Source organism: Nocardia sp. NPDC003999, assembly GCF_053604885.1.
Genome location: NZ_JBSGIB010000002.1, coordinates 762,334 through 782,965, shown reverse-complemented (window position 1 = coordinate 782,965; position 20,632 = coordinate 762,334). Strand labels below are relative to the sequence as shown.

General features: G+C 66.6%; 16 protein-coding genes and 1 tRNA gene. 13 read left to right on the top strand and 4 right to left on the bottom strand.

Translation table 11 applies throughout. The features are described 5' to 3' along the window. Positions 1-248: 248 nt before the first annotated feature. The 5 genes from topA to ACWESM_RS07465 all read left to right on the top strand — a co-directional run bounded on the left by topA (position 249) and on the right by ACWESM_RS07465 (position 7,454). A complete protein-coding gene (topA, locus tag ACWESM_RS07485) occupies positions 249-3,149 on the top strand; it encodes a type I DNA topoisomerase (protein ID WP_452491118.1) in 2,901 nt (966 codons plus the stop codon). 37 nt (positions 3,150-3,186) lie between these two features. Continuing rightward, the gene (locus ACWESM_RS07480; RefSeq protein WP_355079233.1) at positions 3,187-3,693 is read left to right on the top strand and encodes a mycothiol transferase; all 507 of its coding nucleotides are present in this window, start codon (positions 3,187-3,189) and stop codon (positions 3,691-3,693) included. A 273-nt stretch (positions 3,694-3,966) separates the two neighbouring features. Then, positions 3,967-5,172, top strand: a complete 1,206-nt coding sequence (locus tag ACWESM_RS07475) for a DNA polymerase III subunit delta' (protein WP_452491117.1) — start codon at positions 3,967-3,969, stop codon at positions 5,170-5,172. A 63-nt stretch (positions 5,173-5,235) separates the two neighbouring features. After that, positions 5,236-5,311 (top strand) — tRNA-Thr (locus ACWESM_RS07470). A 337-nt stretch (positions 5,312-5,648) separates the two neighbouring features. Further along, positions 5,649-7,454 (top strand): serine/threonine-protein kinase PknD, encoded by a 1,806-nt coding sequence (locus ACWESM_RS07465; RefSeq protein ID WP_452491116.1) that lies wholly within the window; start codon positions 5,649-5,651, stop codon positions 7,452-7,454. A gap of 104 nt (positions 7,455-7,558) precedes the next feature. Here the strand turns inward: ACWESM_RS07465 and ACWESM_RS07460 are convergent, their stop codons facing one another. After that, the gene (locus ACWESM_RS07460; protein ID WP_452491115.1) at positions 7,559-8,842 is read right to left on the bottom strand and encodes a cytochrome P450; all 1,284 of its coding nucleotides are present in this window, start codon (positions 8,840-8,842) and stop codon (positions 7,559-7,561) included. Between the two features lie 188 nt (positions 8,843-9,030). Between ACWESM_RS07460 and ACWESM_RS07455 the strand changes: the two genes are divergently transcribed. Together ACWESM_RS07455 and ACWESM_RS07450 are read left to right on the top strand one after the other, a co-directional pair. Next, positions 9,031-10,665: a GMC oxidoreductase gene (locus tag ACWESM_RS07455; RefSeq protein WP_452491114.1), complete on the top strand. Its 1,635-nt coding sequence runs from the start codon at positions 9,031-9,033 to the stop codon at positions 10,663-10,665. A gap of 85 nt (positions 10,666-10,750) precedes the next feature. Then, entirely contained in the window at positions 10,751-11,620 is an 870-nt protein-coding gene (locus ACWESM_RS07450; RefSeq protein ID WP_355079225.1) for an SDR family NAD(P)-dependent oxidoreductase, read from the top strand. A 35-nt stretch (positions 11,621-11,655) separates the two neighbouring features. Here ACWESM_RS07450 and ACWESM_RS07445 read toward each other — a convergent pair whose 3' ends face one another. Beyond that, positions 11,656-11,991: a DUF4333 domain-containing protein gene (locus tag ACWESM_RS07445; protein ID WP_355079223.1), complete on the bottom strand. Its 336-nt coding sequence runs from the start codon at positions 11,989-11,991 to the stop codon at positions 11,656-11,658. 207 nt (positions 11,992-12,198) lie between these two features. Between ACWESM_RS07445 and ACWESM_RS07440 the strand changes: the two genes are divergently transcribed. The 5 genes from ACWESM_RS07440 (at position 12,199) to ACWESM_RS07420 (ending at position 18,116) form a co-directional block, all read left to right on the top strand. Continuing rightward, positions 12,199-13,008 (top strand): alpha/beta fold hydrolase, encoded by an 810-nt coding sequence (locus ACWESM_RS07440; protein WP_355079221.1) that lies wholly within the window; start codon positions 12,199-12,201, stop codon positions 13,006-13,008. Beyond that, positions 13,005-14,258, top strand: a complete 1,254-nt coding sequence (locus ACWESM_RS07435; RefSeq protein ID WP_452491113.1) for a SpoIIE family protein phosphatase — start codon at positions 13,005-13,007, stop codon at positions 14,256-14,258. Before ACWESM_RS07440 ends, ACWESM_RS07435 begins: the two co-directional genes overlap by 4 nt. A gap of 98 nt (positions 14,259-14,356) precedes the next feature. Next, positions 14,357-15,349: a small ribosomal subunit Rsm22 family protein gene (locus ACWESM_RS07430; RefSeq protein WP_364438339.1), complete on the top strand. Its 993-nt coding sequence runs from the start codon at positions 14,357-14,359 to the stop codon at positions 15,347-15,349. 378 nt (positions 15,350-15,727) lie between these two features. Next, positions 15,728-17,308, top strand: a complete 1,581-nt coding sequence (locus ACWESM_RS07425) for an MFS transporter (protein ID WP_452491112.1) — start codon at positions 15,728-15,730, stop codon at positions 17,306-17,308. Positions 17,309-17,474: 166 nt separating this feature from the next. Continuing rightward, positions 17,475-18,116 (top strand): hypothetical protein, encoded by a 642-nt coding sequence (locus tag ACWESM_RS07420; protein WP_355079213.1) that lies wholly within the window; start codon positions 17,475-17,477, stop codon positions 18,114-18,116. A gap of 8 nt (positions 18,117-18,124) precedes the next feature. Here ACWESM_RS07420 and ACWESM_RS07415 read toward each other — a convergent pair whose 3' ends face one another. Together ACWESM_RS07415 and ACWESM_RS07410 are read right to left on the bottom strand one after the other, a co-directional pair. Next, positions 18,125-18,580: a hypothetical protein gene (locus tag ACWESM_RS07415; RefSeq protein WP_364438348.1), complete on the bottom strand. Its 456-nt coding sequence runs from the start codon at positions 18,578-18,580 to the stop codon at positions 18,125-18,127. A 290-nt stretch (positions 18,581-18,870) separates the two neighbouring features. Beyond that, a complete protein-coding gene (locus ACWESM_RS07410) occupies positions 18,871-19,923 on the bottom strand; it encodes an alpha/beta fold hydrolase (RefSeq protein WP_355079209.1) in 1,053 nt (350 codons plus the stop codon). 235 nt (positions 19,924-20,158) lie between these two features. Here ACWESM_RS07410 and ACWESM_RS07405 point away from each other — a divergent pair, with 235 nt between their 5' ends. Further along, complete coding sequence (locus ACWESM_RS07405; RefSeq protein ID WP_397275293.1) at positions 20,159-20,617, top strand: DUF2752 domain-containing protein; 459 nt, start codon at positions 20,159-20,161, stop codon at positions 20,615-20,617. Positions 20,618-20,632 lie beyond the last annotated feature (15 nt).

Below are 20,632 nucleotides of genomic sequence, written 5' to 3'. Positions count from 1 at the left end.
ACGGCCCGCGTGCGCCGGCGGAACGGTCCGCCGAGCATGCCGCGGCGCAGGTGTGGCGAAACGGCAAGGCATACTGATTCGAACTCACGGGCGTACGCTCGGTGGTTCGAGTCGCAAGCACTCGACCACACGCGGCGTCACGGTATAAACGTGTCTGGTGCGATGTTCAGCCGTCGCAGCCGCTCACCCCAGCCGCGCGCAGCGGGAAAAGACGCAGCGCGGGTCGATCAGGAAAGGTGTATTCGCCGGTGGCAACACGAGACCTCGGTGCAGCCGACCAGGGCCGTCCCCTGCGTCGTCTCGTGATCGTCGAGTCCCCGACCAAGGCCCGCAAGATCGCGCCGTACCTCGGTCGTAACTACACGGTCGAGGCGTCGGTCGGCCATATCCGGGATCTGCCGCGTGGTGCGGCCGATGTCCCGGCCAAGTACAAGGGCCAGTCCTGGGCGCGTCTCGGCGTGGACGTCGACAACGACTTCGAACCCATCTACGTCGTGAGCCCGGACAAGAAGGCCAAGGTCACCGAGCTCAAGAGTCTGCTGAAGGACGCCGACGAGCTCTACCTGGCCACCGACCCCGACCGCGAGGGCGAGGCGATCGCCTGGCACCTGCTGGAGACGCTCAAACCCAAGGTGCCGGTCCGGCGGATGGTGTTCCACGAGATCACCGAGCCGGCCATCCAGGCCGCCGCCGCGGACACCCGTGACCTCGACAACGATCTGGTCGACGCCCAGGAGACCCGCCGCATCCTGGACCGGCTCTACGGCTACGAGGTCAGTCCCGTGCTGTGGAAGAAGGTCATGCCGCGGCTGTCGGCCGGTCGCGTGCAGTCGGTGGCCACCCGGGTGATCGTGCAGCGTGAACGCGAGCGGATGTCGTTCCGTTCGGCCGAGTACTGGGACATCGCCGCCAAGCTCGACGCGGGCAACGGCCAGGCGAGCGACGCCACCAACCCGAGAACCTTCGGCGCGCGACTGGTCACCGTCGACGGCGCACGGGTCGCCACCGGGCGCGATTTCGGATCGGACGGACGGCTCAAGTCCACCAACGGCGTCGTCGTGCTGGACGAGGGCTACGCGCGGCGGCTGGCCGAGGCGCTGGACGGCGCCGACCTGGTGGTCTCCTCGGCGGAGGCCAAGCCGTACACCCGCAAGCCCTATCCGCCGTTCATGACCTCGACGTTGCAGCAGGAGGCGGGGCGCAAACTCCGTTTCACCTCCGAGCGGACCATGCGGGTGGCGCAGCGACTGTACGAGAACGGCTATATCACTTATATGCGCACCGACTCGACGACGCTGTCGGAGTCGGCCATCGCGGCGGCGCGCGCGCAGGCGACCCAGCTCTACGGCTCGGAGTACGTGCACCCGACCGCGCGGCAATACAACCGCAAGGTGAAGAACGCGCAGGAGGCGCACGAGGCCATCCGTCCAGCGGGCGACACCTTCGCCACGCCCGGCCAACTGCACGCGCGGTTGGACAACGACGAGTTCCGCCTCTACGAACTCATCTGGCAGCGCACGGTCGCCTCCCAGATGGCCGACGCCAGGGGCACCACGCTGACGTTGCGCATAACCGGCGTCGCTGGCACCGGCGAAGAGTGCGTTTTCTCTGCTTCCGGCCGCACCATCACGTTCCCCGGCTTCCTGAAGGCCTATGTGGAGAGCGTCGACGAGGAGGCGGGCGGCCAGTCCGACGACGCCGAGTCCAGGCTGCCCGCACTCGAGGAAGGCCAGGCGGTCACCGCGGTCGAGCTGAATCCCGATGGGCACAGCACGAATCCGCCCGCGCGCTACACCGAGGCGTCGCTGATCAAGACGCTCGAAGAGCTCGGCATCGGCCGCCCGTCGACGTATTCGTCGATCATCAAGACGATCCTCGACCGCGGCTACGTCTACAAACGCGGCAGCGCACTGGTGCCGTCGTGGGTGGCGTTCGCGGTGATCGGCCTGCTCGAAGAGCATTTCGGCCGACTGGTCGATTTCGACTTCACCGCCGCCATGGAGGACGACCTCGACGCCATCGCCGGTGGCCGCGAGCAGCGCGGAAACTGGTTGTCCAGCTTCTACTTCGGCGGCGATCACGGCGTGGAGGGCTCGGTCGCGCGGTCCGGCGGTCTGAAGAAGATGGTGGGGGAGCGGCTCGATGACATCGACGCCCGCGAGATCAACTCCATCAAGCTGTTCAGCGATGCCGCCGATCGAGACGTCGTCGTCCGGGTCGGCAAGTACGGTCCCTATTTGGAGCGGATGGTCACCGATCCCGATGACCCCGAAGGCAATGCGGTGTCTCAGCGGGCCAATCTCCCCGACGATCTCCCGCCGGACGAGCTGACCCCTGAGGTCGCCGAGAAGCTGTTCGCCACGCCGCAGGAGGGCCGTTCGCTCGGCGTCGATCCCGAGTCGGGGCACGAAATCGTCGCCAAGGAAGGACGTTTCGGTCCGTACGTCACCGAGGTCCTGCCCGAACCGCAGGCCGAGGAGGGACAAGAGCCCGCCAAGAAGACCGCGAAGAAGGCCGCGGCGCCCAAGCCGCGCACCGGTTCGCTGTTCAAGTCCATGGATCTGGCCACCATCACACTCGACGACGCGCTGAAGTTGCTGTCGTTGCCGCGTGTGGTCGGCACCGACCCGGCCAGCGGCGAGGAAATCACCGCGCAGAACGGACGTTACGGGCCGTACCTGAAGAAGGGCACCGACTCGCGTTCGCTGAACACCGAGGATCAGATCTTCACCGTCACGCTGGACGAGGCGCTGAAGATCTACGCCGAGCCGAAGCGCCGTGGACGGCAGGCATCGAGCGCCGCTCCGCTGCGGGAACTCGGAAACGACTCCGCCACCGGCAAGCCGATGGTGATCAAGGACGGCCGCTTCGGCCCGTACGTCACCGACGGCGAGACCAACGCGACACTGCGCAAGGGTGACGAGATCGAATCGATCACCCCGGAGCGGGCGATGGAACTGCTCGCCGACCGGCGTGCGCGCGGACCGGTGAAGAAGACCGTCAAGAAGGCCGCGGCGAAGAAGGCGCCCGCCAAGAAGACCGCGGCGAAGAAGACCGCCGCCAAGAAGGCGACCACCACCAAGACGGTGGCCAAGAAGACCACGGCGCAGAAGGCGGCGGCGAAGAAGACCGGCGTCGGGAAGTCGTGAGTTCCCGGCTCGTGGCCACAGCCGTAGCCTGAGCGCCATGAGTACCGAACAGGAGCGCGAGGATCTGATCGCGATGCTCGCCGACCAGCGCGAGCTTTTCCGGATCACGCTGCGCGGCGTCGATGACGAGCAGGCGCGGCGGCGGACCACGGTCAGCGAGCTGACCCTCGGCGGGCTGCTGCACCACTTGGTCAGCTGCGAACGGCACTGGACCTCGGTGATCGTGCGACGGGACGAGAACGCGGAGCTGGATGTCTCGAAGTTCGGCGGCGAGTACGTCATGGCGGAGCAGGAGACCCTGACCGGCCTGCTGGCCGACTGGGACGAGGTGGCGGCGGAGACGGCCGAGCTGATCCGTTCGGTGGACAGTCTCGACACCTCGATCCCCACTCCCACGACGCCGTGGACTCCGGAGCGGATCTGGCAGTCGGTGCGTTACACGGTGCTGCACATCTTGCGGGAGATCGCGCATCACTCCGGGCACGCCGACATCATCCGTGAGGAGCTGGACGGGGCGAACAGCACGCAGCAGCGCGTCTCCTAGTTCCGGAACAGGGCTTGCGGCCGCATGGGCTGACAAGATCCATAGCGGTCCGACTCAGCCGCTCCCGCCGAGCTGCGTGTGCACGGCTCAGTCGGACAGCGTGTGACCGGCCGAGCGGTGCATGGCGGAGTCGGGTGGTGTGGGCTGGCCGGGCCATGCGCGGGCGAGCCGGACGGTGCGTCCGGGCCTGGTGTATGTGGGCCGTCGACGGTGGCGAGCGTGGTGTCCGAGACCGTCCGGGATCTGTCGGGAGGGGCGGCTAGGGTGTACGACGTGGCGGGAGTCTTCGATCGGTTGGTCGGCCAGGAGGCGGTCGAGTCCGAGTTGACGGCTGCCGCGGTCGCTGCGCGCGGGGGCGTGGTCGAGGGCGCGATGACGCACTCCTGGTTGTTCACCGGCCCGCCCGGATCGGGCAGATCCGTTGCCGCGCTGTGTTTCGCGGCGGCGCTGCAGTGCACGGATCCGGCGACGCCCGGGTGCGGTAGGTGTCATGCCTGCACCACGACCATGGCGGGCACGCACGGCGACGTTCGCCGGGTGGTGCCGGAGGGGCTGAGCATCAGCACCAAGGAGATGCGCGAGATCGTGCAGGTGGCCTCGCGCAGGCCCAGCACGGGGCGCTGGCAGGTGGTGGTCATCGAGGATGCCGACCGCTTGACCGAGGCGGCGGGCAACGTGCTGCTCAAGGTCGTCGAGGAGCCGCCGGACCGGACGGTGTTCCTGCTCTGTGCACCCTCGGTGGACCCGGAGGACATCTCGATCACGTTGCGTTCCCGCTGCCGCCACGTGCATCTGGTGACGCCATCGGTGCCCGCCATCGCGCGAGTGCTCCGCGAGCGCGACAACCTCGACGAGAAGACCGCTACCTGGGCCGCGTCCATCAGCGGCGGACATGTCGGCCGTGCCCGCAGGCTCGCCACCGACGAGGAGGCACGCGCCCGCCGTCAGCGTGCCCTGGCCTTGGTCACCGCGGCCGGGAAGCCCGGTGCGGCCTATGCCGCCGCCGACGAACTGGTGCGCGCGGCCGACGACGAGGCCAAGCAGATGAGCGCGGGCCGCGACGAACGCGAGCGCGAGGAACTCGCGACCGCGCTGGGCGCGGGCGGTACCGGCAAGGGCGCGGCGAGCGCCACCCGCGGTTCCGCGGGCGTGCTCAAGGACCTCGAGCGGCGGCAGAAGTCCCGCGCGACCCGCACCGGCCGCGACGCCCTCGATCGTGCCCTGATCGATGTCGCGGGCGTCTATCGGGACGCACTGGCCGTGCGGTTCGGGGCCACCCGGCTCGGCTCCGGCGTCGCGCTCACCCACCCCGACCTGTCCGACGAGATTCACGATCTGGCCGACCGCGTGCGCCCGGAGGGTCTGCTGAAGTCCATCGAGGCCGTTCTGGCCTGCCGCACCGCGCTCGACCAGAACGTCAAACCCCGTTTTGCTCTCGCGGCCATGGCCGCCGCCCTCATCGCGGCCCGCGCCCAGTGACCGTGACCACCCGTTTTCGCGATCGGGCCTGCGAGACGATAGACTTCCCTGGCCGAAAGGCACGCCGCCTTAGCTCAGTCGGTAGAGCGCTTCACTCGTAATGAAAAGGTCGGGGGTTCGATTCCCCCAGGCGGCTCCATCATTCCTGGTACAAGACGTTTCTTCGCTTGCGGGATCAACCCTGACTGCCTCGACCCGTGGCAGTGCCGCAGCCAACACGGCCTCGTGGCCCGAGAACCGTTGTGGTCCTGGTTCGGTCGTCGCCGTACGTCGAGCTTCTGCGCAGTGCGGGGTGAGGAAGCAGCCACCTGCTGCGGGTACCGAGCGGCCGCCGAATAACCTCGGGTACACCGACGATACCGCCTGACTATCGAGCCTCGGTCCTGGCTGAATCGACTAGTGTGGAGCTACCTGCTCGCGGGTGCAACTGCAAGCGAGTACGCCGTTAGCCAGACAAGTGGTCACGGGACGGCATCATGGATGACACGTCAGTGAATGGCGGGGACACCGCCCGGGGGTCGGGGCCAGCCGAGGCGTTCGGGCGCTATCGGCTGTTATCGCTGCTGGGTCAGGGCGGCATGGGCCAGGTGTGGCGGGCGCATGATTCGCTGACCAATCGGGTGGTGGCGCTGAAGGTGTTGCCCGAGCGCTTCGCCGATGACGAGCAGCTGCGCGAGCGGTTCCGCCGGGAGTGCCGGGCGGTGGCGCAGTTGACCGAGCCGCATGTGATCCCCATCCACGACTTCGGCGATATCGACGGTCGGCTCTATCTGAATATGCGCCTGATCGAGGGCACCGACCTGCGCACGTTGATCGCGCGGGAAGGTGCCTTGTCGCCGCGGCGGGCAGTGGCGATCATCGTCCAGGTGGCCGGTGCGCTGCAGGCGGCTCACGACGCCGGGCTGGTTCACCGTGATGTCAAACCCACCAATATCCTGCTGGGGACCGATGAGTTCGCCTCCCTGATCGACTTCGGGATCGCCCACGCCGCCGATGACCGTACGCTGACCGCGACCGGCGAGACCATCGGCACCCTCGCCTACATGGCGCCGGAGGAGATCGACGCCGAGGTCAAGGCCGACGCCCGAGTGGACGTGTACGCGTTGACGTGCGTGTTGTTCGAATGTCTGACCGGCAGGCCGCCGTTCGCGAGCGAATTCGGGATGCAGGGTGTGATCGCCCATCACCTGCACAGCCCGCCGCCGCGTCCCAGCGCCACCACACCCGACGTACCGACTGCGTTCGATGCGGTCATCGCGAAGGGGATGGCCAAGAACCCCCGCGATCGTTACCAGACTGTGCGTGAACTGGCCGCGGCCGCCCGCGCCGCGCTGGGCGATTCGCCCGTCGGTCCCACCGTGGGCGTGGCTACGCGCCATGGGCGGCGAATCAGGTTCTCGCGCCAGAACGCCGGACTGCTCGCGGTCGCGGTCGCGGTGGTGGTGGCCGCCGTAGCTGTCGTCGTCGGCGTCCAACGGGGATCAGGCGGCGGTGGCAACTCGCCCACACTTATCGCCCCGGGCTATTCAGCACAGACTGCGCTGCCGTTCACCGGCGTCAGCCTGCCTACCGGTGTGGCGGTCGACCCGGCGGGCAACGTATACGTCACCGACATGGGTAGCGATCGGGTGCTGAAATTGGCGGCGGGCGCGTCGACGCCGACCCCGCTGCCTATCACCGGCCTGAAGAATCCCCAGGATGTGGCGGTCGACCCGGCGGGCAATGTATACGTCAGCGACACGAGTAACGATCGGGTGCTGAAATTGGCGGTGGGCGCGTCGACACCTGCCCCGCTGCCGTTCACCGGGCTGAAGGATCCCCATGGTGTGGCGGTCGACAATGCTGGCGACGTATACGTCGCCGACCGGGGGAATGATCGGGTGCTGAAATTGGCGGCGGGCGCGGCGGCGCCGACGACGCTGCCGTTGACGGGGCTCCAAGGTCCCGATGGTGTGGCGGTCGACGCGGCGGGCAACCTATACGTCACCGAATTGGGTACCGAGCAGGTGAGGATGTTGGCCGCGGGCGCGTCGGCGCCGACCATGTTGCCATTCACCGGGCTCAAAGATCCCCAGGGCTTGGCGGTCGACACGGCGGGAGATGTGTACGTCGTGGACTGGGGTAACAAATGGGTGGTGAGGTTGGCGGCCGGCGCGTCGACGCCCACCCCACTGCCGTTCACCGGCTTGAAGAATCCCCAGGGCGTGGCGGTCGACTCGGCGGGCAATGTATACATCACCGATCTGGGCCTCGATCCGGTGGTGAAACTTCAGGCCGGCTGACCCCAGACCGGCCAACGCCGATATTCCACCAACCAGAAGCCGAAGCACCTCACTCCTTCGACGACCCCGCCGGACCGGACCGACGCCGTCGCGCAACCCGGTATCTAGTCGGCAAGGAGCTTGGCGGGCATGGAGCGGTAGGCGTGCAGATTCCGCAAGGGATGGGGGACCGGCGGACCGTCCAGGCTCAAATTCGGGTACCTCTCGAAGAGGGTTCGCAGCGCGACGGCGCCTTCCAGCCGGGCCAGCCTGGCTCCCAGGCAGCCGTGTATCCCGCTGCTGAACGCGAGATGTTCCGTGGCGTTGTCCCTGGTCACGTCGAATTGGTGGGGATCTGGGAAGACTGCGGGGTCGTTGTTGGCGCCGGCCAACGACAGCAGGACCAGGGAACCCGATTCGATGCGCTCACCGGCGATGTCGACGTCGCAGTTCGCGACCCGGCCGGTCATCCGCACGGGACCGTCGTAGCGCAGGATTTCCTCGACTGCGTTAGGCCACAAGTCCGGCTGCGCGATGAGCGATTGCAGCTGGTCTGGATGGCCTGTCAGTAGGACGATTCCGTTGCCGAGCATGTTCACTGTCGTCAAGAAGCCGGCGTCCAGCAGCAGGGCCGCGTTGGCCACCTGCTCGCGACGGGTGGTTTCGCCGTCTGTCGCCAGCATGCTGAGTACGTCGTTGTTCGGTTCGGCGGCGAGTTCGTCGAGGTAGTGGTCGAAGTACTGTTTGACCTCGACCAAGTCTTCGATGGCGTGGCGGTAGGTGGTCCAGCTCAGGCCACGTTCGAGCAGTGGCGCACCTGTGTCTCCCCATTTCAGCAGGGTCGGATGCATGTCGGCGGGCAATCCGAGGATCTCGGCGATGACCGTGACGGGCAGCTGTGCGGAAAAGTCCTCGATCAGATCAGGGCGAGGCTTCGATTCCAGGCGTTCGAGTAAGTCGTTGGTCGCTTCGGTGACTCGTCCCTCCAGCGCCGCGATCGCCTTCGGGCCGAATGCGTGCCGGACCAGGCGTCGGTACCGGGTGTGATCCGGCGGATCGGTCACGAGCATCGAAGGCGGCTCCCCGAGGTTGGGAAGCCCCAGATCCGTTTTGTCCAGCGCCCGGCGGATCGGCTTCGGCAGGGCTGGATGGAATGGGGTGACCACACCGAAGCGACGATCGCGCAAGATGAGTCGGCACAGTTCGTAGTCTGCCGTCACGTGTACGCCCGACATGCTGGGAATACGGCCGCGCCGCCGGATCTCCTCGATATATGGTGATGAGCCGAGCAAGCGATCCTGGCCGACAGCGATTTGCCCGAGCGGGTCACCCCGGCGTGCCGCCCATCGGAGATAGGTCCGTAACAGGCCATGAGTGAGTAGCCACCGAACCCAGGCGCGAGTCAACATCGCCGCCTCCTCACTCCCGACCCACTCCTCATGATAAAGAGTAGCTATTACATTGCTGAACTATTAGCGTTAACGGATGTCGCCGACTAGGCGGTGCCGATGAGCTGGGCCAGGAAGGTACTACGCATGGTCGTCCATGCGGGTGCTGAAGTGTTGTGGAGCGACGTTCGGATCGAACGAGAGGCACGATGGACCGGCGTGGTTTCGTCAAGAGTGCCGGCTTGGCCGCGACGATGCTCGGTGTCGCCGGTGCGAGCACGGCCGCGTCTGCGGCGTGGGCGGACGATTTCAGCCCGAGCCCGAGAACATCGATGTACCGCATGTTGGTGCCGGAGATCTTCGCGCCGCTGCCGGATCCCGCCGACCATGTGCCCGCGATCGTCATCGGATCGGGGTTCGGGGCGTCGGTCACCGCGCTGCGTCTGGCGCAGTCGGGGATCGAGGTCGCGGTGCTCGAGCGCGGGTCGCGCTGGCCGAATGATCCGTGGCGTGACATCTTCGCCACCGACACGATTCCCGATGGCCGCGGCTTCTGGCATCGCACGACCTTTACCGGGGTGAACCGGATTCCGCTGCAGATCGATCCGTTCGGCGGGGTCCTCGATGTCACGAATTACCCGGGCATCGACGTGTGGCGCGGTGCGTGTGTGGGCGGTGGCTCGGTGGTGTTCACCGGGGTGATGATCGAGCCGGAGCAGCGATTCTTCGACCATGTGTTCGGCGGCGTGGTCGACTATCGCGAGATGCACGACGTCTATTACCCCAAGGTCCGAGAAGTATTGCGGCCCAGCGTGATACCCGACGATATCTACAACTCTTTCGCGTTCGTGCACTCGCGGGCCTGGGACGAACAGGTCCGCGTGGCCGGTTATACGCCGCAACGCATCGACGGCACCTGGAATTGGGATGTCATCCGCGCCGAACTGGCCGGGCGATCGAGGCCGTCGGCGACGGTCGGCTGCTCGAACCTGGGCAACTCCAACGGCGCGAAATTCGATCTGAACCAGAATTACCTGCGCTACGCCGAGGGCACCGGCCGTGCCCGGATCTACCCCGGCCATCGCGTGGATGCCATCGCCGAGGAACCGGGAGCGTCGGGTCGCTATAGCGTCGCCGTGACCAAACTGGACCCGACCGGTGAAGTGCTCCGCACCCGGACGCTGACCTGCGACATGCTGTTCCTGGCCGCGGGCTCCATCGGCACCTCCGAACTGCTGGTGCGTGCCCGGGAAACCGGCGCGCTGCCGAACCTGAACGAGCACGTCGGGGAAGGCTGGGGCAGCAACGGCGATGTCGCCTTGGCGCGGCCGCTCAGCACGCTCGAGGTGGGCACGCAGGGCACACCGTCGGCGAGCCGGATTCTGGACGAGGCGGGCACACCCGTGTCGCTGGAGAACTGGTACATCCCCGGCACGACGCCCTTCGACACCACCCTTCTCGCATCGTTGGGCATCGTGCTCGACGACACCCGCGGCCGGTTCGTCTGCGACCCGGCCGATGGGCGCGTGGAGCTGCGGTGGCCGGCCGACGGCGCTGCCGGCTATCTCGCGCGAGCGAGGGAAGTCAACAACAACGCGGCCTGCAACTGTCAGCCCATCTCTCGACCCGCCTTCGACGCGGACGCCTCGTTCACCTCCCATCCGTTGGGCGGAGCGGTGATCGGGCGCGCAACGGACGGATACGGCCGGGTGCGTGGCTATCGGAACCTGTACGTGATGGACGGAGCAGCTGTGCCGGGTAGCACCGGAACAGTGAATCCTTCATTGACTATCAGCGCGCTGGCTGAGCGCAATATCGAACAGATCATTCGTTCCGGGGGGTAAAGGGCGAGCGCGCCTATCGACGCCGACTCGGGTCCAGTTCGCCATGACACGTGAGTTCTCGGATCAGCCCTTATACAGTCGAGCTGTGAACGAGACTCCGGCCACGAACAGTGGACGGTCACTCGCCGAACGGCTGGCGATCCGGTTGCTGTATCCGACAGCCCGGCCCACCGAGGAAGCGCTACGAGCGGCTGTCGCAGGCAAGGTGGTGCTGGTGACCGGGGCCTCGCACGGTATCGGCAAGGCCAGTGCGCGGAAGCTGGCCGCGGCGGGCGCGGTGGTGCCGCTGGTGGCCCGGTCCCGCCCGGAACTGGAACAGCTGGCCGCCGACATCGCGGCCGACGGTGGCACGGCCCACGCGTACACGACCGACCTGACCGACCTGGATGCCGTCGACCTGCTCGGCCGGACACTGCTGGCCGAGTACGGACACATAGATGCCGTGATCAGCAATGCGGGAAAGTCGATTCGGCGGCCCATCGCCGAGTCCTACGATCGCTTCCACGATTTCACCCGCACCATCGACATCAACTATCTCGGCCCGGTGCGGCTGCTGCTTACTCTGTTGCCCCATATGCGTGCACGCAAGCAGGGGCATATCGTGAATATCTCCACCTGGGGCGTGCTCCTGCCGCCGAGTCCACGCTGGTCGGCCTACATCGCCTCGAAAGCGGCCTTCGACGTCTGGCTGCGCAGCGTGGCCGCCGAAATCGCCTGCGACGATGTCACCACTACATCGATCTACATGCCCCTGGTCCACACCAGGATGAGCGCCCCCACCGACTTCAGCCGCACCCCCGGTCTGACCGTCGACGAAGCCTCCGACCTCGTCTCGCACGCCGTCACGACCAAACCCCGCGACATCGCCCCCTGGTGGGCGATCCGGGTCCAAGCCTGGTCTGCTGTCCACCGCAACCAAGCCCAGCGCATTCTGGAACGTAGGTTCCGCCGCTGAACACCGGACCGGAGGTGCGGGCCGGGCCTCGGGTGCTACGAACGGGTCACCGAGATCTCGCCCTGGTCGCTGATCACTTCGACCAGCACATCCTTCGAGTGAAGGTACGTCCAGGCCTGACATTTGAACTGGTTGCCTACCTGGACCACAACAGAACCGGGGCAGGTCACTCGACCGGCAGGTTGATCCCCCACGCCCTGCAGCCTGTTCGCCACCTGCTGCTCCAACGCAGTCTGATCGAACACCCGCGGCTGTTGGACCGGGTCGAGATCGGCGCCCATCAGCTTCACCGTCACCGCCACCGCGCAGACGGCGACCACGGCCGAGGAAACCGCCATGACAGTGCGGGCTACGTTCTGTTGATCAACCACGCCGATAGTCCTATCCACCGCTGAAGGACTTGGCAAGACCATCGATTGATCAGTCAGAAAGCGGCCGATCGCGCCAGTGCGCGAGGCGGCGGTCCGCCGTGCCGGATGTCATCCACTCCGCTGCTGCCCGGAAGCCTCACCCGAGGGGGCAACCTGGCAAAATATCGGTGGTGGGCGTCAGCGTAGATCTTCTGCGAAGGTGTCTGTGTGGCGGTGTTGAGCAGGAACCATGTGATCGTGCGCGGCAAGATCGGCGCACCGGTGGTCGTGCTCGCCCACGGATTCGGGTGTGACCAGCACATGTGGCGCCTGGTCACACCGGTTCTGGAGCGTGACTTCACCGTCGTCCTGTTCGACCACGTGGGTGCGGGCCGCTCGGATCTCTCGGCGTGGACCCCGTCGCGTTACTCCAGCATGGACGGCTACGTGGAGGATGTGCTGGCGCTACTTCGCGAGCTGGAACTGGGGCCGGTGGTCTTCGTAGGACATTCGGTCAGTGCGACGATGGGAGTGCTGGCCGCCGCACGCGAGCCCGCGGCATTCGCCGGACTGGTACTGGTGACTCCCTCGCCGTGTTTCATCGATGATCCGGCCACCGGGTACCGAGGCGGTTTCAGCGCCGCCGACATCGAGGAACTGCTGGAGGCGCTCGATGCGAACTATCTGGGCTGGTCGGGCGCGATGGCGCCGGTCATCATGGGCAACCCGGACCGGCCGGAGCTGGCCGAGGAACTCACCAATAGTTTCTGCCGCACCGACCCCGAGATCGCGCGCGTCTTCGCACGCGTCACGTTCCTCTCCGACAACCGGGACGATCTGGACGCGGTGGGTGTACCCACGCTGATTCTGCAGTGCTCGGCCGACGCCATCGCCCCACCCGAGGTCGGGGCGTTCGTCCATGAACGGATCAGGGGCAGTCGGCTGGTCACGCTCGCCGCGACCGGACACTGCCCGCAGCTCAGTTCTCCCGACGAGACCGCCGCCGCCATCGCCGCCTTCGCCGCGGAAACCGGATGACGAGCGCGGCGGGCGACCGAGACGGCGCCAGCGCTCTCGGAGCGGGGGCGGATGACGACGACGCGGTGTTCGCCGCGCTACTGGAGGACAGCGCCGAGGACCTGTACGAGAACGCCCCCTGCGGATACCTCTCCACCTCGCTGGACGGCCGCATCGCCAAAGTGAACGCCACACTGCTGGACTGGCTGGGCTGGCGGCGCGACGAACTGGTGGGACGCAAACACTTCTCCGACCTGCTCACCGTGGGCGGTCGCCTCTATCACGAAACCCACTTCGCACCTCTGCTGCGGATGCAGGGCGACATCCGTGGCATTGCCCTGGAAATGAAGACCGCCGACGGTCGGCGACTACCCGTCCTGGTGAGTTCGCACGTCAAAACCGGCAGGGAGGGGCAACCGCTACTGATTCGCACCACCGTCTTCGACGCCCGCGAGCGCCGGGCCTACGAGACGGAGTTGCTGCGGGCACGGCGCGAAGCCGAGGAGGAGCGCGAACGCCTCCAGCGTCTGAACGCCACTTTGCAGACCACCCTGCTACCACCCGAACTGCCTCAGGTCCCCGGCGTCGAAGTCGCCGCGTACTACCACATCGCCTCTGCCGACGAGGTCGGCGGCGACTTCTACGATCTGTTCCCCATCACTGCCGACACCTGGGGAATGTTCCTGGGCGACGTCTGTGGCAAAGGAGCTCCTGCCGCGGCACTCACTTCACTGGCCCGTTACACACTGCGCACGGCCACCGCCTACACCCACGACCCAGCCGCAGTGCTGGACACGCTCAACACCACGCTCACCGAGCGATACCATGGTCACAGGCCCCGGTTCTGCACGATCATCTTCGGGCTCATCCGGCCCACTGCCGATCGCGGCGGTTGCGACATCACATTGGCAGGCGGCGGGCACCCGCCGTCGCTGCTCCTGCGTTCCGACGGCGCCGTGGAAGAGATGCACACCCAGGGTGGCCAGCTGATCGGGGCGATCCCGCACGCCCGGATCGTCACCAGAAGCTTCCGGCTGGAGGCCGGGGACACGCTGCTGCTCTATACGGATGGCCTCACCGAAGCTCGCGTCACGGAGAACGGCGGTCGTTACGGCGATCGAGCCCTCCTCGAATTCGCTCGCGCGCTGGCGCCCGTGACGGCATCCGGCGGTATCGAAGCCATCCGGGAATTGCTCGACTCCTTCGGACCAGGGGTGGAGGACGACACCGCCCTCCTCGCCGTCCACGCGCTACCTCCGCCCCAGGCGTGACGCACTGGAACGCTGCCGCACAGCGCCAGGAAAGTAGGGTCGGCACCGCAGTGACAGAATGACGGGCCTGCCATTACAGACCAGAGGAGTTATCCCGGGTGGAACTGCCCGTCGAACTTGTCGAGGCCCTCGACCGGGCATGCGCGGGCGTTCCCCAGCGGCAGCTTGCCACCTCGGTCGACCGGCTGATCTCGCGCTACCGGGACCCGCGCCCGGCGGCGGCGCCGATTCTCGCTTCGACCGCCGACGTCACCGCCTACGCCGCTTATCGCATGCCCGCGACGTGGGCCGCTGTGCACAGTGCGCTCGATCGGTTCGCCGAGCAGGCGCCCGGCTTTCGGCCGGAGACACTGCTCGACGTCGGCGGGGGCACCGGCGCGGCGCTATGGGCAGCGAGCGAACTGTTCCCTTCCTTGGCCGAGGCGACCGTACTGGATCAGGTGGACGAAGCACTGCTTTTAGGGCGCAAGCTCGCGGCCGACGCCACCTCCGCGGCGGTGCGCTCCGCCGTGTGGCGGCGGACCTCGTTCGCCGCTCAGGAAGCATTCGGCGGAGCGGACCTCGTCACGATTTCCTATGTGCTGAGCGAACTCTCCGAGGCAGACCAAGCCGATCTGGTGGCCAGGGCGGCCGAGGGGGCGGAAGTGGTGGCCGTCATCGAGCCGGGAACTCCGGACGGCCATCGCAGAATCCTCTCCGCCCGCGACGTCTTGATCGAAGCCGGTCTGACGGTCGTGGCCCCCTGCCCGCACCAACAGATGTGCCCGCTCGCCGCGGGGACGGACTGGTGCCATTTCAGCACGCGAATCAACCGGACGTCCCTGCACCGGCGGTTGAAGGGGGGCGAACTCGGCCATGAAGACGAGAAGTTCTCCTATGTGATCGCCTCTCGGACCGCGCACGCCCCCGCCGCGGGTCGAATCCTGCGACATCCGCTCAAACGTAAGGGCCTGGTCACGCTGGAAGTCTGCACGGCCGACGACGGCGTGCGGCAAACCCTCGTCTCGAAGCGACAGGGCGAGTCGTACCGCGAGGCAAGGGACGCGGAATGGGGCGACACCTGGCCACCATCCCACCGCTCGGCGGACTGATCGCCACTGCCCGAAGATTGATCCCCGCCTGACCCGCCGCTCGGCAAGCTGCGCCGAGTGTCGCCCGGGGGCGGGAAGGATGCCGGGCTTTAATGAGCCGCCAACTAGTGGCACAATTCACAACGATCCAATATTTACGTAAATCGGGCGTAACCGTGTTCCGCTCAGGCCGTTGAGGAGCGACACCCGTGCAGATGTCGAGGCGCGATCCCGGCTCACGACCGCGCTGTGCTGGGGCTTCCGCGTTCCGGGCGTCGGTCCCGCCCACTGGTCGAGTTCGTGAGGGGGCGAGGTGATCCCTGTGTGGCGCTCGGTCGGGGGCTCGGCGCAGGCCCCCCGACGGTCCGGCCTTCTTCTGAAATCGAGGTGATCCGTCAAGTGCTGGAAACGCAAACCAAGGTCGTACGAAGTCTGGTTCCCGCTCGGATGGACCGGCTTCCGTGGACCAAGTTCCACTGGCTCATCGTCGTCGGGCTCGGGGTCTCCTGGGTCCTGGACGGAATCGAGATCCAGATCGTCAGCAGCATGGGTGGACCGCTGCAAGACGTCGAAACGCTGCATCTGACCTCCGGGCAGGTCGGCGCGATGGCCTCGTGGTACCTGGCCGGTCAGGTCGTCGGCGCACTCGTGTTCGGCAGGCTCACCGACCGGCTCGGTCGCAAGAAGCTGTTCATCCTGACCCTGGCGATCTATCTGATCGGTAGTGGGTTGGCCGGTTTCTCCTGGAACGCATGGTCGCTGTACTTGTTCCGCTTCATCGCGGGCACCGGAATCGGTGGCGAATACACGGCGATCAATTCGGCGATCGACGAGATCATGCCGTCCAGATATCGGGGCCGGGTCGACATCGCGATCAACGGCACCTACTGGGGTGGCGCGGCATTGGGAGCGGCCGCGAGCCTGATCCTGTTCAACGAGCGATTCATCCCGACCGGCTGGGGATGGCGTATCGGATTCTTCATCGGACCCGTCCTCGGCTTCATCATCATCTTCCTGCGCAGGCACATTCCGGAGAGCCCGCGCTGGCTGCTCACCCACGGGCGGGCCGAGGAAGCGGAGCGGACCGTCGACGAGATCGAAGGGCAGTTGCGGAGTAGGGGGATCGAGCTCCCCGCGGTCGACGAGAGCAAAGTCTTGGACATCGTGGACGCGGATCGGCTGTCCTACCTGCAGATGGCCCGGATCTTCTTCGGACGATATCCATCGCGTTCCTTTCTCGGATTCACGATGATGGCTACGCAGGCTTTTCTCTACAATGCGATCTTCTTCACCGTCGGCCTGGTGCTGATCAATTTCTACAACGTGCCGGCCGATCACACGGGCTATTATTTCTTCCCGTTCGCGGTCGGCAATCTGATCGGCCCACTGGTACTCGGCCCGCTCTTCGACAGTATCGGCCGCCGGAAGATGATCTGTGCCACCTATGTGGGCTCCGGTTTGTTGCTCTTCGTTTCCGCGTGGGCATTCAATGCGGGCATTCTCAACGCCACCACCCAGACCATCTTCTGGTGTGTCATCTTCTTCTTCGCCTCGGCGGGGGCGTCGTCTGCTTATCTCACGGTCAGCGAGATCTTCCCGCTGGAACTGCGTGGTCAGGCCATCTCGTTCTTCTTCGCCATCGCGCAGGGCGCGGGCGGGGTCGTCGCGCCGTTCCTCTTCGGGCATCTGGTCGGCGGCGCGGACAACCCGAGCCCCGACCGGTTCCCGCTCACGGTGGGGTACCTCATCGGCGCCGGGTTCATGATCTTCGGTGGCCTGGTCGCCTGGTTCTTCGGAGTGAACGCGGAGGGGCAGTCCTTGGAGGACATCGCGGATCCGCTGTCCGTGGCGAAACCAACGGCAACTGCCCCCGGGGTGGCCGTCGACGGTCGACACGAGGAGCCAGCCGGGCGAGAGCCGCTGATCAGCGAGCCGATATCTGGCGGCCCATCAGTTGTCGAATCGATGAAGGGCGATTAGCGACATGGTGCAGCCAACTCCTTGGCGAGCGAATCGAGATCGGCAGCAACAGGCGGGGGCGACGATCCGCTCGCCGGGCAGTACTCGGAAACGCCGGGTAGACGTCGCCAAACTCCGGTCGCGGTTGCCGAAACTTCGGGGGCGGCCGCCGAAACTCCAGACCCGGTTGCCGCAAATCCGGGCGGCAGCGCAACCGCTGGTGGTCTTGCTCCGGGACAACTCGGGTTATCTGTGTGCCGCGGGCGGAAGCATCATCACGTTCACCCTGCTGTTCAAGCCGTGGCTCGCCACCGGCGGACCGGATGGCACGATCTGGAGCAACGCCTTCGGCCAGACCCACATCACCACCACGCTCGTGGGGCTCTGGTCGAAGAATCCGCCCGCGCACTCCAATCTCAGCGGCACATGGGCCATTTTCGCCACCATCGCGATATTCCTCACGGTGCTCGCGGCGTTGGCCAATCTCTGGTCCCGCACCGAGGCACTCGCGCGTTTGACGACCGGTTCGGCGGTGGCGGTGGCGCTTTTCATCGCCTTCACGCTGGTCTATCTCAACAGCAAGGGGCCGGAGTTGCGCTCCATGATCGGCTCCGGCCCGCCCACCGACCTCGGCACGCAGGTCGGCTATGTGATCCGATGGGCTTCAGGCAACGGGCAATATCCGCTGCCAGGGCTGCGAAAGGTCGAGTTCGAGACCGCGAAACTCACCGGAACCGCGCTGTTCGCCGGTGCGACGGCGATGTTCTCGGCCGTGGCGGCCATCGCCCAATGGGTTCGGATGATGAAGTCACGCCGCGGCACCGGCTGAGCCGCCGACTACGTCACGACGAAGACTCCCTTTCCGGGAACGTGGGGAGCGTCCGTCGCGATCAGGACTTCCACGCGGCCCAGACCGGAGGGAATGGGCACCGGTATCCATGAGCCTGCCGCGTTCTCCTCGGCCGGTGTGCTGTCGTCGACCCGGATCGGTGGCAGGGTGCCGTACACGCCGGTGTCGGAATTTCGCCAGGAAACCGTGACTTCCACGCCGCAGGAGCCGCCGGGCCGGTCGGGCGCGAAGACGAACTCGGGGCGGATCCACAGCGTGGGCAGACCGGAGTAGTTGCGGTCGGGGTCGTAGTAGGCGGCGATCATGCCGATGCCCGCGCCCCCACCGTCGCAGAGCGTTCGCGCCGGGGGGACGCCGAGAGGAAGCGCGGATACCACCGGGGCGGCCACACCGAGTGTGCCGATGGTCAGAGCTATGACCGCTACACCATGCCGGACATCCACCGCTGCTCCCTTCGTCGGACTCGAACTGTCTGCCTGCTGTGTCGACATGAGTTCGCTGAGTGTTAACGGGAGCGTACGAAGGGTGCGGTGGGCGGCGGCGATTCGGCGTCGGCGCGCCGGAAATTCACGATGAGCGACAGCGTTTTTCGCGGGCGCGATCGATTTGGTGACGCATTAGCAAACTGAATGGAGGCGTCGCCGCGAAGCGGACAGGATCGCCGACCGCACTTCGGGAAACGCCGCTCCTGGACCGGGCGCCGTTGACCGATCCAGGAGAACGTTCTCCGGGGTCAGCCGGCGGCTGCGGAGCGCAGGTGGGCGCGCTCGGCGATGGCGGCCAATTCCGCGTTGAAGCGGTCGGCGGCTTCGATATTGCCCAGATGCCCGGTGGGCCAGACGTGGTAGGCGGCCAAATGACCGGCTTCCGCGAGCGCGTCGGCGATGCGGCGCGACATGCGCTCGGGCAGCAAACGGTCGTGGGCGCCCGCGATCACCGTGGTGGGCACCGTGAGGGAGGCGGCCGCTTCGGCGAGATCCATGTCGGCGAGTGCGGCGGCGTGCCTGCCTCGGGTGAGCGGTCGGCACGAGCGCACGATGCCGAGCGCGAACTCGACCTGGTCCGCGGTTGCGTGCGGGTTCATCACGCGCGCCTTGAGCAGCGCGCTCGTCGGCCAGCCGCCCGGCAGCGGGACGGGGGCGGTGAGCAGCGTCTCGGCCACGATCATGGGCATCCGTACCGTGGCGCCGAACACCGTGATCGGGCGGTCCGCCAAGGTCAACGGCTTGTTCAGCAGCGGAAGCAGATCGGTGTCGTAGCGGATGTTGCCCGACGTACTGTTCAACAGGACGGCGGCCGCGGCCTGCTTGCGGACCTGCTCCGGATAGCGAGCGGCCCACGCCTGCACGGTGATACCGCCCATGCTGTGGCCGACGAGCACGGCCCGCTGTCCTGGGCGCAGCGTGGCGTTCAGCACGGCCGACAAATCGTCGGCCAGCGACTCCTTGCTGGGGACGGACTTGCCGAGTTCGCTCGCGCCGTGCCCGCGCTGGTCGTAGCAGACCACTCGGTACCGGTCGGCGAACGCGTTGATCTGCGGGTTCCAGTACTCGATGCTGCAACTCCAGCCGTGGATCAGGACGATGACATCGCCCTTGGCCGGACCGTACGCGTGTACTCGCAAGCGAGCGCCGTCTCGGGTGGTGACCGGAATGACCGCGTGGCGAGCGGTCGGCGCGTTCAACGACGCGGTACGGAAGGTGCGGGACCGCAGTCCGGCACGGTAATCGGCGGTGAGCGCACCGTTATGCGCGTCCGCCAGCGTCCTCATCGACTTCACCAGCATCAGGCACTCCTTTGTGTCCACCGTCACCGTACAGTGCAAGCAGCGGTGCTTGCTAGTGTTAGCGCCGTACGACGGTATTCCTGGTCTATATCGGGGAGTACCCCCGGATTCGGTACGGCAAAAGATCATTTCGAAAGAAAAAGTCAGACGCGCTTCGTTTGGGCTGTCGGACCGCGTTGCCAAGATCGGGGCGCTGCCGTGGCGGCGCACCTCATCGCCCGGTTACGGTTGACTCGTGGACATCGCGCACCCTGCCTCCGGACCCGTGACGGACCCGGGAACCGAGCCGAAGACCGGGTGGCGCGGGGCGGCGCTTCCGCTGCTGGTGGCGGGTGTCGGTGTGGGCGTCGGCGTATTGCTGCACCTGCGCGATCCGCACGTCGAGGGTTCCTACGGCACCTGTCCGGTGTACGCGCTGACCGGCTTTTACTGCCCCGGCTGCGGCGGGATGCGCGCCGTGCACAACCTCACCGACGGGCATGTCATCGATGCTCTGCACAGCAACTTGCTCGCGCTTCCGCTGGTTCTCGCGTTCGCGGTGTGGGTGCTGGACTGGACGGTTCAGGGGTGGCGCGGCCGGAAGATGCGGTTGCCGTCGATCAGCCGGACGACCATGTGGACGTTCTTCGTATTGCTGGCGATCTACACGGTGGTACGCAATACGCCGTGGGGAACCCTGTTCACACCGGTGTAACACGCGAATGTACGG

Coding starts and splice junctions, on each gene's coding strand:
- ACWESM_RS07480 (WP_355079233.1), top strand. CDS start 3,187: ATGAGTACCGAACAGGAGCGCGAGGATCTGATCGCGATGCTCGCCGAC.
- ACWESM_RS07465 (WP_452491116.1), top strand. CDS start 5,649: ATGGATGACACGTCAGTGAATGGCGGGGACACCGCCCGGGGGTCGGGG.
- ACWESM_RS07460 (WP_452491115.1), bottom strand. CDS start 8,842: ATGTTGACTCGCGCCTGGGTTCGGTGGCTACTCACTCATGGCCTGTTA.
- ACWESM_RS07455 (WP_452491114.1), top strand. CDS start 9,031: ATGGACCGGCGTGGTTTCGTCAAGAGTGCCGGCTTGGCCGCGACGATG.
- ACWESM_RS07435 (WP_452491113.1), top strand. CDS start 13,005: ATGACGAGCGCGGCGGGCGACCGAGACGGCGCCAGCGCTCTCGGAGCG.
- ACWESM_RS07410 (WP_355079209.1), bottom strand. CDS start 19,923: ATGCTGGTGAAGTCGATGAGGACGCTGGCGGACGCGCATAACGGTGCG.